This window comes from Anoxybacillus kestanbolensis (genome assembly GCF_001996285.1).
In the GTDB taxonomy this organism is placed as follows: Bacteria; Bacillota; Bacilli; order Bacillales; family Anoxybacillaceae; genus Anoxybacillus; species Anoxybacillus kestanbolensis_A.
Map to the genome: position 1 here is coordinate 1 of NZ_MQAD01000027.1, position 13,444 is coordinate 13,444.

Here is a 13,444-nt window from a genome sequence, read left to right on the forward strand (position 1 = left end):
ACGTTTCTTTTTCCCCAAGCATCATACTGATACTGTGCCACAACATTACCATTTGCATCGGTTAATGCCGTGACATCACCGTGACCGTTGACATGATAATAGTAAGTTACTCCGCCTTTGGTCATCGTGATTGGGTGATCATATATTTGAGGAGTTACCCCAAATTTTTTCTCCAAATGAAATAAAAAGAACCTAACCGAATGATTCGGTTAGGTTCCCTTGCTTAAGCATTATTTTTTCAGATTATAGAACGATTTAATGCCGTTGTAAATCGCCGTGTCGCCAAGTTGATCTTCGATGCGAAGCAATTGATTGTATTTCGCCACTCGGTCTGTACGAGAAGGTGCACCTGTTTTAATTTGACCAGCGTTTGTCGCAACAGCGATGTCAGCGATTGTGCTGTCTTCTGTTTCACCAGAACGGTGAGAAATAACTGCTGTGTAACCAGCGCGTTTTGCCATTTCAATGGCATCAAATGTTTCTGTTAATGTACCGATTTGGTTCACTTTAATAAGGATAGAGTTACCTACACCTTTTTCAATACCCTCAGCAAGTTTCTTCGTATTTGTTACGAATAAGTCGTCACCAACAAGTTGAACTTTTTTGCCAAGGCGCTCTGTTAATAACTTATGACCAGCCCAGTCGTTTTCGTCTAAACCGTCTTCGATCGAAATGATCGGATATTTGTTGACAAGCTCCTCATACCAAGCAACCATCTCTTCAGACGTTTTCACAACGCCTTCGCCTTCTAAATGGTATTTGCCTGTTTCTTTGTTATATAGCTCAGAAGACGCCACGTCCATCGCAAGCATCACTTCTGTACCTGGTTTGTAGCCAGCTTTTTCAATCGCTTCAATGATCGTTTCAAGCGCTTCTTCGTTTGATTTTAAGTTTGGCGCGAATCCGCCTTCATCACCAACTGCTGTGTTGTAACCTTTTGCTTTTAATACTGATTTTAAGCTATGGAAAATTTCTGCTCCCATGCGAAGCGCTTCACGGAAGTTCGGTGCGCCAACTGGCATAATCATAAATTCTTGGATATCGACGTTGTTATCCGCATGCGCACCGCCGTTTAAAATGTTCATCATTGGAACAGGCAACGTTTTTGCATTAAATCCGCCTAAATATTGATATAGAGGAACGCCTAAATAGTCAGCAGCTGCGCGTGCAACAGCCATTGAAACGCCTAAAATTGCGTTTGCACCTAATTTTCCTTTATTTTCTGTACCGTCTAACGCAATTAATGCACGGTCGATAGCAACTTGCTCTGTCACATCGTAGCTACCAATTAATGCTGGCGCGATGACTTCGTTTACGTTTTTCACTGCTTGTAATACACCTTTACCAAGGTAGCGACCTTTGTCGCCATCACGCAATTCAACCGCTTCATACTCACCTGTTGACGCTCCACTCGGTACAAGGGCACGTCCGAATGCACCTGATTCTGTGTATACTTCTACCTCTACTGTCGGATTGCCGCGAGAGTCTAATACTTCACGAGCATAAATGTCAATGATTGTTGGCATCGTTCATCTCTCCTTTAGTTTATTTTTGAATTAACGTTTTTCCTGTCATTTCTTTCGGTTGTTGTAATCCGAGCAAATCAAGCATCGTTGGCGCTAAGTCCCCTAAAATGCCATCTTGGCGAAGCGTAATGCCTTTTTTCGTTACGATGACCGGAACCGGATTTGTCGTATGCGCCGTATTCGGACTGCCGTCTGGATTTAATACTTCGTCCGCATTTCCGTGGTCTGCGGTAATAATCGCAATACCACCTTTGGCGATAATCGCATCGACGACTTTTCCTAAACATTCATCGACCGCTTCGACTGCTTTAATCGTTGGCTCTAATTTTCCTGAATGACCAACCATATCAGGATTTGCGTAGTTTAAAATAATTGCATCGAATTTGTCTGCTTCAATTTCTTTCAGTAAAGCGTCCGTTACTTCGTATGCACTCATTTCTGGTTTTAAATCGTATGTGGCTACTTTTGGCGAGTCAATTAAAATGCGCTCTTCGCCAGGGAACTTTTCTTCACGTCCGCCGCTCATAAAGAATGTAACGTGCGGATATTTTTCTGTTTCGGCAATGCGCAACTGTTTTAATCCGTTTTGTGACAATACTTCACCGAGCGTATTATCAAGGTTCGTTGGCTTAAATGCCACGTACCCTTTTACTGTTTCACTAAAGTGCGTTAAGCATACGAAGAACAAGTTTTTCGGATGTTTCGGTCCACGATCGAATGAACGGAAGTCATCGTTTGTAAACGTGTTTGAAATTTGAATCGCACGGTCAGGACGGAAATTGTAGAAAATGACCGCGTCATTATCTTGAATCGTTGCGACTGGCGTTCCGTCTTCACGGACGATCACAGACGGCAAGACGAATTCGTCATAAATGCCGTTGGCGTACGAATCATCAACGCATGCAAGCGGATCACGGTATGATGGACCTTCACCGTACACCATCGCACGATACGCTTTTTCTACGCGCTCCCAACGTTTATCGCGGTCCATGGAGTAATAACGACCGGATAATGTAGCGATTTCACCGACACCAATTTGTGCGATTTGTTCATTTAACTGTTGAATGTACGTTTTCGCTGTTTGTGGACCGACGTCACGTCCGTCTAAAAAGCCGTGAATATACACATGTTTGACGCCTTCTTTTGCGGCGAGCTTGAGTAAAGCGAATAAATGGTTAATATGACTATGCACACCACCGTCAGAAAGAAGACCGAAAATGTGCAAATTTGTTCCGTGTTTTTTCACATGATCCATCGCTGCTAAAAATGTTTCGTTGCGCTCAAACTCACCTTCGCGAATGGCGATATTCACACGCGTTAAACTTTGATACACAATGCGACCAGCACCGATGTTTAGGTGACCGACTTCCGAGTTCCCCATTTGTCCTTCTGGCAAACCGACCGCTTCACCGCATGCCGTTAATGTCGCATGTGGATATTCGTTCCAATAACGATCGAAATTTGGTTTTTTCGCTTGTGCAACCGCGTTGCCAAATGTTTCTTCACGAAGAGCAAAGCCATCTAAAATAATTAATGCTACTGGTTTTTTGCTCATTTTCCTGCCTCCACGAGTTGTAAAAACGATTGTGGTTGTAAGCTCGCACCGCCAACGAGGGCACCGTCAATGTGCTCCTCTGCTAAAAATGCAGCAATATTTTCCGGTTTTACGCTACCACCGTATTGAATGCGTACCGCATCAGCCGCTTCTTGTGAGAATTTGTTCGCAATGACTTGGCGAATGTAGCCGCATACGTTGTTCGCATCGTCTGCTGTGGACGATTTCCCTGTTCCGATCGCCCAAATTGGTTCGTAGGCAATGACAACTTGCTTTACTTGTTCTTCTGTTAAGCCTTCAAGCGCTTTTTCAACTTGTACACGAACGACTTCATTTGTGCGATTGCTTTCACGCTCTTCTAATGTCTCCCCGCAACAAACGATTGGCACAAGTCCGTGCTTAAATGCCGCAAGCACTTTTTTGTTGACTGTTTCATCTGTTTCAGCAAACATTTCACGGCGCTCGGAATGTCCGATGATGACATACTCGACACCGAGATCTTTTAACGCCACAGGACTAATTTCGCCTGTGAACGCGCCTTGATCTTCAAAATGCATATTTTGTGCACCAATTTTCACATTTGTTCCTTTTGTCGCCTCAACTAAATGGGCTAAAAATAGCGCCGGTGCACATACAACGGCATCCACTTGCTCGTTGGAAGGAACCTCATGTTTTACTTCTTCCACAAACTGAAGCGCCTCTTTTAACGTCTTATGCATTTTCCAGTTGCCTGCAATAATCGGCTTTCGCATCGCTTTTCGCTCCTTTCTTACTTATCGTTTAAAGCGACGACACCTGGAAGTTGTTTACCTTCCATAAATTCAAGCGACGCACCGCCACCTGTAGAAATGTGATCCATTTTGTTTGCAAGTCCAAATTTTTCAACTGCCGCCGCTGAATCGCCGCCACCGATGACCGTGTATGTATCTTTCGCATCAGCAAGCGCTTGAGCAACAGCTTTTGTTCCTTCAGCAAACGCGTCCATTTCGAATACACCCATCGGACCGTTCCAAATAACAAGTTTTGATTTTAAAATCACATCGCGATACAATTCGCGTGTTTTCGGACCGATGTCAAGTGCTTCCCAATCACTTGGAATTTCATCGATGTTAACAACTTTTTTATTCGCATCGTTTGAAAAATCGTCAGCTACGACTGCATCCACAGGCATGTAGAAGTTGACGCCTTTTTCTTTCGCTTTTTCCATGAACGATTTCGCTAAGTCGATTTTATCTTCTTCTAATAACGATTTTCCGATTTCATGGCCGAGCGCTTTCACAAATGTGTAAGCTAATCCGCCACCGATAATTAAATTATCGACTTTGTCTAATAAGTTTTCGATCACACCGATTTTATCTTTTACTTTCGCACCACCGATGATTGCGGTAAACGGACGGTCTGGGTTCGATAATGCCTTTCCTAACACTTCAATTTCTTTTTCCATCAAAAATCCAGCTACCGCAGGCAAGTGATGGGCAATACCTTCTGTCGATGCATGCGCACGATGAGCCGCACCAAACGCATCGTTGACATATACATCCGCAAGTTCTGCGAATGCTTTCGCTAATTCTGGATCGTTTTTCTCCTCACCAGGATAGAAACGTACGTTTTCAAGCAATAACACATCGCCTTCATTCATTTCAGCAATCGCAGCTTTCGCTGCATCGCCATACGCTTCATCTGTTTTCACGACGCGCTTGCCAAGCAATTCACTTAAACGTTCTGCCACAGCATTTAAGCGCATCTCTTCAACAACTTTTCCTTTCGGACGACCAAGGTGGCTCGCTAAAATGACTTTCGCTCCTTGTTCCATTAAATATTGGATCGTTGGGAGCGCGGCGCGAATGCGTGTATCGTCAGTGACGACACCGTTTTGCATTGGCACGTTAAAATCGACGCGGCAAAATACACGTTTCCCTTTCACATCAATGTCACGGACGGTTTTTTTGTTCATGGAAAGGCCTCCTTATTCGTGTGATACATAGAAAGGGAGTGGGGATGATCCCCGCTCCCCTTCTCGGTATGTCCAACTATTTATTATAAACCGTTTTGGGCAAACAATCCAAAAAATTATAAACCTTTTGACGCAATGTATGCAGCAAGGTCAACAACGCGGTGAGAATATCCTGTTTCGTTGTCGTACCAAGAAAGAACTTTCACCATGCGACCTTCCATAACCATTGTTGAAAGGGCATCGATTGTTGAAGAAGCTGTTGAGCCGTTGTAGTCACGAGAAACTAATGGCTCTTCGCTGTAAGCAAGAATGCCTTTTAATTCACCTTCTGCCGCCGCTTTTAATGCTGCGTTTACTTCTTCAACAGTAACTTCTTTTTCAAGTTCAGCAACAAGGTCAACAACGGACACGTTTGGTGTTGGTACACGCATCGCCATACCATTTAATTTTCCTTTTAATTCAGGCAATACAAGTGCTACTGCTTTTGCCGCACCTGTTGATGTTGGAATGATCGATTCAGCTGCTGCACGCGCACGACGTAAATCTTTATGTGGTAAATCAAGAATTTGTTGGTCGTTTGTATACGCGTGAACAGTCGTCATCATACCACGAATGATACCGAATTTTTCATGCAATACTTTCGCAAATGGAGCTAAGCAGTTTGTTGTACAAGATGCGTTTGAAATGACATGATGGTTTGCTGGGTCGTATTTGTCTTGGTTTACGCCCATCACGATTGTAATGTCTTCATTTGTCGCTGGTGCAGAAATGATGACTTTCTTCGCGCCTGCTTCTAAATGTTTCGCTGCGTCTTCGCGTTTTGTGAAGCGTCCTGTTGATTCAACAACGATATCAACACCAAGTTCGCCCCATCCTAAGTTTGCTGGATCGCGCTCTGCTTTGACGATAATTTCTTTTCCGTTTACAACGATGTTATTGCCGTTTACAAACACTTCTGCATCTAATGTGCCGTGAACAGAGTCATATTTTAAAAGATGTGCTAACGTTTTTGCATCTGTTAAGTCGTTAACTGCAACCACTTCAATTTCAGGATTTTTTAATGCTGCGCGAAATACGTTACGGCCGATACGACCAAAACCGTTAATACCAATTTTTACTGCCATCGTTTTTGTCCTCCTTTGGAATTATAAGGATATATTTTAGAGGGATGAATCATCCCGTACTAACTGTTTTGCTGCACCTTCATCTGTAATTAAGATGCACTGATGTGCCTGTTTCATATACGCTTGAATTGCTTTTGCTTTCGAAGCGCCTCCTGCCACTGCAATGACGCAAGGAACGTGGCGCACATCTTCGAGCTGAATGCCAACGGTGTTTACTTTATGAACCACTTCTCCATGTTGATTGAAGTAGTATCCAAATGCTTCTGCCACCGCTTTGTTGTGTTCAATTTTTTTCATTTCTTCTGGTGGCGTTTTTCTTCGTTCTGCCATCGTTTTTGCGTCACCTATACCATGAATGACGACCGTTGATGACTTAATTAATTCAAGCACTTCTTTAATAGCTGGTTCTTCAATAATCGATTGATACGTTTCAGCACTTAGCTGGTCAGGGACATGTAACAAACGATAATGTCCCATTGCTTTTTCCGCCATGCGCGCACAAATCGTGTTCGCCTGGTTCGTTACATCTTCTCCAAGTCCACCGCGTGCTGGAACAAATAACACATCTCGGTATTTGACGTCTGGTGTCATCATTTCAGCAACAGCAGCAAGGGTTGTTCCACCAGTTACTGCTACAACGTCTTTCCCTGTTAGTGAATGTTTTATACGTGAGACACAAGCTCTTCCCATCTCTCTTTTCACCCAAGGGGATTGGTCACTGTCTCCGGCAACGACAATGACATCTTTGACAGGAAGTTTCTTTTTTATTTTTCTTTCCAGCTCTTTTAACCCGAGTACTTCTCGCATCATATCTTCAAGTTGAATGAGTACATCGTTTCCTTCCGATGTAACACTCATGCCCGCAGTTGTAATATCAAGCAAATTTTGCTCTTTTAAAAACTGCACTTCCGACCGTAAGACGCGCTCGCTAATGCCTAAGTTTAAGGATAATGTTCGGCGTCCAATCGGTTGCATTAAGCGAATGTGCTGCAAAATTTCGTATCGCTTTTGCATAATCGCGAGAAGATCAGGCAACAATTTTCGTTGAACATCAATCCATTGTCGCATGCTCTTTTCTTCCTTCTTTACTCTCTTTTTCTTTTTCAGGACGTTTTAAGTCCCACTATGACGTATTATGTCCCACTTTACGTAAAAAAAATTCACCCCTGCTACAACTTTATTGTAACAGGAAGTGAAACGTTATTCAACTGCTTTGTATTTGTTGTAATCGCTTTCTTATGACATCTTTGTGAATGCGACCGTACGCAATGATGTCTCCGTTCATTTCAATGACAGGAATCATAAGATGGTATCGTTCAAGTAATCGCTCATCTTTGTAAATATCTACTTCTTCCCATTCGACTTGTAACTCGCGAAGAATGTCTTTTGCTTCATCACAAAGACAGCAGTTTTCTTTCGAATATAACACGATTTTCATGTTTTGTCCCCTTTATGCATATTGCTTTCGTTTCGAAGCCGGTGGAATACAAAGCTGTTCACGATATTTCGCGACCGTCCGCCGCGCTACACAAATATTGTATCGTTGCTCGAGTAAATCAGCAATGTTTTGGTCGGAAAGAGGTTTTTGCCCATTTTCTTGCTTAATTAATTCCGCAATTAAACCTTTTACTTTTTCTTGCGATGCGTGTTCATCAACACCGCTTGTAAAAAAGCGGCGCATGTCAATTAAACCATGAGGCGTTTGCATATATTTATTTTTCACCGCGCGACTGACGGTCGATTCATGAATGTTTAATGCTGTTGCCACTTCGCGCATCGTAAGTGGCTTCATATGGAGCAAGCCTTTTTCAAAATAATCACGTTGTCGATGAATTAACTCACAGGCAATTTGCTCAATCGTTGTTGCTCGCTGCATTAAACAACGTTGGATCCATTGAAACTGTTGACGTTTTTCCTCGATATATTTTTGAACGTGTGGATCATCCGATCGTACTTTCCGTTCATACGATTCATTCCATACAACAGTTGGAATAATTTCTTCATTTATCGTTACATTCCACACCCCATTACTATATGACACGATGACATCAGGGACAATGTACGTCATTTGTTCATCGTTATACAAACTTCCTGGGCGTGGATGGAGCGTACGAATAAGTTCCCACACCCGCTGTAAGTCCGCTAACTCTACACCTAGTTTCGATTTTATTTCTTTCCATTTTTTATGGACAAACGATTCGAAATACTCCGTCACAATCGTCTCTGCTAGCTCATCCCTTTGTGGAAGACGGATGAGTTGTAAATATAAACAATGCGACAAATTTTCCGCTCCTACCCCAGCAGGATCAAGTGACCGTAACATATGAAGTGCTCGCGATATAGTCGTTTCTTCTAACTGAAGATGGCAAGCCGCCTCGGCAATTGTTGTATGCAAATAACCATATTCATCAAGTGACGCAATTAAATAATCAAGTGCTTTTCTTTCCTCGTCCGATACACGCATACCAACGAGTTGGCCATGTAAATGTGAAGCAAGCGAACAATTAAAAGCGCTTACATTTTCAATATAATGCTTCTGATCTGTTCGTTCTCGTCGCTTATTAGCCGTTCGTTTTCGTTCATGCAACTCAACAAATGGATTTTCAAGCGCTTGTTCATGTAAAAGCGATTGTAGTTCGATCGTTGAATATTGCAACAATTCAATCGCCTGTACAAGCTCTTTTGTCAACGCAACTTTTAGCTCTTGCCTTTGCGTTAATTGCATCTCCATTCATGCCATCTCCCTTCATCCTCATTTTATCATCTCTCTAACGGAGAGACGATAAAAACATATTGGATGTTTTTTCTACTATGCATATGCATCGAAGGCATGTTATCATTCTTATAGAACAAGCGAGCAAGCCTCGCAAAATTCATCTATTCGTCCGGTGCGGCACACCGGACTTTATTTTTTTATACAAAAACCCCCGCTTGCATAGCAAGCAGGGGTTAATTAACGCCCTCGGCAGGATTCGAACCCACGCTAAGAGAACCGGAATCTCTCGTGCTATCCACTACACTACGAGGGCATGATCATAAACGCATTTACCATTATAGTGAATAAGCAAAAAAAATGCAATAGCGGTGACGTTTAAAATTTAAAAAAGCGGAAACGATGAAAGAAGGGATGCAGAAGAACAAAAGCGAATACATATGAATGAAAGGTATTTCATTTGACCTTTATTGACCTTTCCTGTATGATAAAAGTACATAAAAAATGAATTATTCGGAGGAGGAAGAGTATGAACTTAATTCCTACAGTTATTGAACAAACGAGCCGTGGAGAACGTGCGTATGACATTTACTCTCGCTTATTAAAAGACCGCATCATCATTTTAGGGAGCCCAATCGATGATCATGTCGCAAACTCAATCGTTTCTCAGCTTTTATTTTTAGCCGCTGAAGACCCTGAAAAAGATATTTCTCTCTACATTAACAGCCCTGGTGGGTCGATTACAGCAGGCATGGCGATTTACGATACGATGCAATTTATTAAACCAGATGTATCGACGATTTGTATCGGTATGGCAGCTTCTATGGGGGCGTTTTTGCTGGCAGCAGGTGCCAAAGGAAAACGTTTTGCATTGCCAAATAGCGAGATCATGATTCATCAACCGCTCGGTGGCGTACAAGGCCAAGCAACAGAAATCGAAATTGCAGCTAAACGCATTTTATTCTTGCGTGACAAATTAAACCGCATCTTATCCGAAAATACAGGACAACCAATCGAAGTCATTGAGCGCGACACCGATCGCGACAACTTTATGACAGCTGAAAAAGCGAAAGAATACGGTTTAATTGACCGCGTATTAACACGCGTCGATGAAAAATAAAAACAAGGCGGCCTTCCCGCCTTGTTTTTATGCTTCTTTTTGTACATACTCAACAAGTTTGTTTAACGCTTCTTGTTCATCTGATCCATTCGCATAAATGGTGATAACTGCCCCTGTATGAATCGCTAAACTCATTAAACCCATAATGCTTTTTGCATTTACTTTTTTTCCATCTTTTTCGATGTAAATATCGGCTGAAAAACGATTTGCTTCTTGAACAAATAACGCTGCTGGACGCGCTTGCAACCCTGTTTTCAACCGTACTTCCACTTGCTTTTCTACCATTTTGCATTCCTCCCATAGTTCATAAAGATTTATGAAAATCGATCGGCTGACCTGCACGAAGTCGTTCAGCAATTTCATCTAATTTACGCAGGCGATGATTAATACCCGATTTGCTAATTTTCCCACCAGAAACCATTTCTCCAAGCTCTTTAAGCGTCACATCTTGGTATTCAATGCGCAATTTTGCGATCTCGCGAAGCTTTTCGGGGAGCTGATCAAGCCCGATTGTCTCGTCAATATAACGAATGTTTTCCACCTGCCGTAGCGCTGCGCCAATCGTTTTATTTAAGTTCGCTGTTTCACAGTTAACAAGACGATTGACAGAGTTACGCATATCACGCACGATGCGCACATCTTCAAAACGCAATAGCGCTTGATGTGCTCCGATAATGCTTAAAAACTCTGCAATTTTCTCCGCTTCTTTTAAATACGTAATAAACCCTTTTTTTCTTTCTAACGTGCGCGCATGTAAATGAAAATTCGTGTTCATCAGTTCACAAAGCGATTCGTTATGTTCACGATATAATGAAAAAATTTCTAAATGATAAGACGATGTTTCTGGGTTATTAACAGATCCACCCGCTAAAAACGCTCCACGCAAATACGAACGTTTACAACATTTTTTTTGCACGAGTTCTGGCGAAATGACGTGAACAAACGAAAATCCTTCTTCCATAATTTTTAAATCTGATAATAGTTCGTGCGTTCCTTCCACCACCCGTACGATATATACGTTATTTTTCTTTAAACGCATCTTTTTGCGTACAAGCAACTCAACTACTACATCATACCCTTTTTTTAATAACGTATAAATGCGCCGTGCGATTGCGGCATTTTCTGTTTGAATGTTTAGCAACAAACGGCGGTTAGAAAATGAAATGGAACCGTTCATTCGAATTAAAGCAGACAACTCTGCTTTTAAACAACAAGGTTTCACGTCAATACCCGTTAATTCTTTCTTTGTTTCTGATGCAAATGACAACGATCCCACCTCCTATAAATATACGTCGTGCGAAGGAGGTGCTAGAAGCGAAACGAGCAACGCCGCTATTTTTTTCGTATCGTGACGCACCGTTCCATCTCGCTCATCAATAATCGCATCACAAATGACTTGTAAACCGAGCTTCTCTAATTCTTCCATATCACAACTGACAGGTGCAGCCAGTTCTTTCGCATATCGCTCTTTCGTTTCTGGCAAAATGGGCGCATTATTGACAATGATAGCATCTAAAAATGCACAAGCCATATGATCATACAGCGCTTTTACATGATCGCTCGCCGTATAGTTTAACGTTTCTCCTGCTTGAGTCATGACGTTGCATATATATACTTTTTTCGCCTTTGATTGACATACCTCTTCGCCAATTTTAGGAACGAGTAAATTCGGTAAAATGCTCGTATATAAACTCCCGGGTCCAATCACAATTAAATCTGCCGTTTGTAATTCTGTAATCGTTTCTTCGAGCGGCTCAATATTTGATGGAGTTAAAAATACACGTTTAATTTTTTTTCCGGAATACGGAATTTTTGACTCACCCGATACGATCGTCCCGTCTTCCATTTCTGCATGCAAAACAACACTTTCATTTGCGGCTGGCAACACTTTTCCACGCACATTTAACACTTTTCCCATTTCACGAACCGCATGCACGAAATCGCCAGTGATGGCCGTCATCGCCGCTAAAATTAAATTGCCAAGCGAATGACCGGATAACCCGTTCCCGTTTTCAAATCGATGTTGAAACAATTCGATAATGAGTGGCTCTACATCAGAAAGAGCTGCAAGTACGTTACGAATATCTCCGGGCGGAGGCATATCCAGTTCATCACGTAATCTCCCCGAGCTTCCGCCATCATCTGCAACGGTGACGATCGCTGTCAAATCGACATCATATTGTTTGAGCCCCCGAAGCAAAACAGGAAGCCCTGTGCCCCCGCCAATGACAACAATTTTTTTCATCGGTGCGTATCCTTTCTTTTTGCAATATCTCGATGTGATACATGCGTTGTATATTCGTCAGCAAAATAACGTGCGATATACTCCGCTAACGTTACAGAACGATGCTGTCCACCTGTACATCCAATGGCAATGACGACTTGACTTTTTCCTTCTCGCTTATAATGTGGAAGCATAAACGAAAGTAAATCCGTTACTTTTTCAATAAATTTTTGCGTCTCCGTCCATTTCAAAACGTAAGATGATACTTCCTCATCTAGTCCTGTTTTCGGACGCATATGCTCGATATAATGCGGATTCGGTAAAAAACGAACATCAAAGACGAGATCCGCATCAATCGGCAACCCATATTTAAAGCCAAATGAAACAACATTGACAGAAAACGTTGTGGTAGCTGGTGTCGCAAATGTTTGAACAATTTTTTCGCGCAGTTCGCGCGGTTTTAAGTTGGATGTGTCGATAATCATTTGCGCGCGCCCTTTCAATTCCTCGAGCAACTGGCGCTCCAACTTAATTCCTTCAAGTGGTAATCCGCTTGGAGCAAGCGGATGAGAACGCCGCGTTTCTTTATAACGGCTAACAAGTGTCGTATCGTTTGCATCTAAAAATAAAATTTGTGGCGTGACCCACGATGTTTCTGCCAAATCATCGAGCGCTGCAAAAAGACGATCGAAAAAATCACGACTCCGCAAATCCATGACGAGAGCAATTTTATTCATTTTATTTCCTGACTCTCGAATTAATTCAAGAAACTTTGGTAACAACGTCGGTGGCAAATTATCGACACAAAAATAGCCTAAATCCTCAAAACTTTGGATCGCTACCGTTTTTCCTGCTCCCGACATCCCTGTAATAATCACCATATGAACATGTGCTGAACCTGTGCTCATCTTTCTCTCCGTTACAGAAAACTTACAAGACTTTATAAGAAACTTATAAAAGTCTATGTTTCCTTCCTTGTTCATCGCGCCCGATTTTGCCGAAGCTACTCTCGTTTCTTTGACGCTCCGAAGTCAAGTTTCTTGATGTTTTCCGTTTTTCTGTAACGGTATTCACCTCCCTCTGTTTCAACTTTATTCTTTTCGTACTTCCGCAATAGTCCTCGTCTTTTGCTTATTGTCGGACAGAAGCATGACTTTGTACGTGCGAATCATCTTCTCCCAGCCCCTTTTTGACTTTTTTCACATAAAATGATCATCAGATTTTTATA

At 42.2% G+C, this 13,444-nt stretch carries 13 protein-coding genes and 1 tRNA gene; 1 reads left to right on the plus strand and 13 read right to left on the minus strand.

Translation table 11 applies throughout. The features are described 5' to 3' along the window. Window positions 1-230: 230 nt before the first annotated feature. The 9 genes from eno to BO219_RS12245 form a co-directional block, all read right to left on the minus strand. Window positions 231-1,526, minus strand: a complete 1,296-nt coding sequence (eno, locus tag BO219_RS12205) for a phosphopyruvate hydratase (protein WP_077429729.1) — start codon at window positions 1,524-1,526, stop codon at window positions 231-233. Window positions 1,527-1,545: 19 nt separating this feature from the next. Then, window positions 1,546-3,081, minus strand: coding sequence for a 2,3-bisphosphoglycerate-independent phosphoglycerate mutase (gene gpmI, locus BO219_RS12210; protein WP_077429730.1), 1,536 nt, complete (start codon window positions 3,079-3,081; stop codon window positions 1,546-1,548). Next, window positions 3,078-3,833, minus strand: coding sequence for a triose-phosphate isomerase (tpiA, locus tag BO219_RS12215; RefSeq protein WP_077429731.1), 756 nt, complete (start codon window positions 3,831-3,833; stop codon window positions 3,078-3,080). The genes gpmI and tpiA overlap by 4 nt, the downstream gene beginning before the upstream one ends. Before the next feature lie 17 nt (window positions 3,834-3,850). Next, the gene (locus BO219_RS12220; protein WP_077429732.1) at window positions 3,851-5,035 is read right to left on the minus strand and encodes a phosphoglycerate kinase; all 1,185 of its coding nucleotides are present in this window, start codon (window positions 5,033-5,035) and stop codon (window positions 3,851-3,853) included. Between the two features lie 116 nt (window positions 5,036-5,151). Continuing rightward, window positions 5,152-6,159 carry a type I glyceraldehyde-3-phosphate dehydrogenase gene (gene gap, locus BO219_RS12225; protein WP_077429733.1) on the minus strand — a complete coding sequence of 336 codons (1,008 nt, stop codon included), beginning with the start codon at window positions 6,157-6,159 and terminating at the stop codon, window positions 5,152-5,154. Between the two features lie 36 nt (window positions 6,160-6,195). Continuing rightward, complete coding sequence (locus BO219_RS12230) at window positions 6,196-7,227, minus strand: sugar-binding transcriptional regulator (protein WP_012576014.1); 1,032 nt, start codon at window positions 7,225-7,227, stop codon at window positions 6,196-6,198. 136 nt (window positions 7,228-7,363) lie between these two features. Next, a complete protein-coding gene (locus BO219_RS12235) occupies window positions 7,364-7,597 on the minus strand; it encodes a glutaredoxin family protein (RefSeq protein ID WP_077429734.1) in 234 nt (77 codons plus the stop codon). A 12-nt stretch (window positions 7,598-7,609) separates the two neighbouring features. Next, the gene (rpoN, locus tag BO219_RS12240; RefSeq protein WP_077429735.1) at window positions 7,610-8,890 is read right to left on the minus strand and encodes an RNA polymerase factor sigma-54; all 1,281 of its coding nucleotides are present in this window, start codon (window positions 8,888-8,890) and stop codon (window positions 7,610-7,612) included. Between the two features lie 226 nt (window positions 8,891-9,116). Then, window positions 9,117-9,188 (minus strand) — tRNA-Arg (locus BO219_RS12245). Between the two features lie 213 nt (window positions 9,189-9,401). Here BO219_RS12245 and clpP point away from each other — a divergent pair. Beyond that, complete coding sequence (gene clpP, locus BO219_RS12250; RefSeq protein WP_004892507.1) at window positions 9,402-9,992, plus strand: ATP-dependent Clp endopeptidase proteolytic subunit ClpP; 591 nt, start codon at window positions 9,402-9,404, stop codon at window positions 9,990-9,992. A 27-nt stretch (window positions 9,993-10,019) separates the two neighbouring features. Here the strand turns inward: clpP and BO219_RS12255 are convergent, their stop codons facing one another. The 4 genes from BO219_RS12255 to rapZ are packed head-to-tail and all read right to left on the minus strand — an operon-like array spanning window position 10,020 to window position 13,124. Then, the gene (locus tag BO219_RS12255) at window positions 10,020-10,277 is read right to left on the minus strand and encodes an HPr family phosphocarrier protein (RefSeq protein WP_006320199.1); all 258 of its coding nucleotides are present in this window, start codon (window positions 10,275-10,277) and stop codon (window positions 10,020-10,022) included. 19 nt (window positions 10,278-10,296) lie between these two features. Next, the gene (gene whiA, locus BO219_RS12260; protein ID WP_035019916.1) at window positions 10,297-11,259 is read right to left on the minus strand and encodes a DNA-binding protein WhiA; all 963 of its coding nucleotides are present in this window, start codon (window positions 11,257-11,259) and stop codon (window positions 10,297-10,299) included. 12 nt (window positions 11,260-11,271) lie between these two features. After that, the gene (locus BO219_RS12265; protein ID WP_077429736.1) at window positions 11,272-12,237 is read right to left on the minus strand and encodes a gluconeogenesis factor YvcK family protein; all 966 of its coding nucleotides are present in this window, start codon (window positions 12,235-12,237) and stop codon (window positions 11,272-11,274) included. Then, window positions 12,234-13,124, minus strand: a complete 891-nt coding sequence (gene rapZ / locus BO219_RS12270; RefSeq protein ID WP_035019915.1) for an RNase adapter RapZ — start codon at window positions 13,122-13,124, stop codon at window positions 12,234-12,236. The genes BO219_RS12265 and rapZ overlap by 4 nt, the downstream gene beginning before the upstream one ends. Window positions 13,125-13,444: the final 320 nt, after the last annotated feature.

Bases quoted from the DNA above. Each gene is read 5' to 3' on its own strand.
- eno (WP_077429729.1), bottom strand. From the start codon at position 1,526: ATGCCAACAATCATTGACATTTATGCTCGTGAAGTATTAGACTCTCGC.
- BO219_RS12230 (WP_012576014.1), bottom strand. From the start codon at position 7,227: ATGCGACAATGGATTGATGTTCAACGAAAATTGTTGCCTGATCTTCTC.
- clpP (WP_004892507.1), top strand. From the start codon at position 9,402: ATGAACTTAATTCCTACAGTTATTGAACAAACGAGCCGTGGAGAACGT.
- gpmI (WP_077429730.1), bottom strand. From the start codon at position 3,081: ATGAGCAAAAAACCAGTAGCATTAATTATTTTAGATGGCTTTGCTCTT.
- BO219_RS12220 (WP_077429732.1), bottom strand. From the start codon at position 5,035: ATGAACAAAAAAACCGTCCGTGACATTGATGTGAAAGGGAAACGTGTA.
- rpoN (WP_077429735.1), bottom strand. From the start codon at position 8,890: ATGGAGATGCAATTAACGCAAAGGCAAGAGCTAAAAGTTGCGTTGACA.
- BO219_RS12235 (WP_077429734.1), bottom strand. From the start codon at position 7,597: ATGAAAATCGTGTTATATTCGAAAGAAAACTGCTGTCTTTGTGATGAA.
- BO219_RS12255 (WP_006320199.1), bottom strand. From the start codon at position 10,277: ATGGTAGAAAAGCAAGTGGAAGTACGGTTGAAAACAGGGTTGCAAGCG.
- tpiA (WP_077429731.1), bottom strand. From the start codon at position 3,833: ATGCGAAAGCCGATTATTGCAGGCAACTGGAAAATGCATAAGACGTTA.
- gap (WP_077429733.1), bottom strand. From the start codon at position 6,159: ATGGCAGTAAAAATTGGTATTAACGGTTTTGGTCGTATCGGCCGTAAC.
- BO219_RS12265 (WP_077429736.1), bottom strand. From the start codon at position 12,237: ATGAAAAAAATTGTTGTCATTGGCGGGGGCACAGGGCTTCCTGTTTTG.
- rapZ (WP_035019915.1), bottom strand. From the start codon at position 13,124: ATGAGCACAGGTTCAGCACATGTTCATATGGTGATTATTACAGGGATG.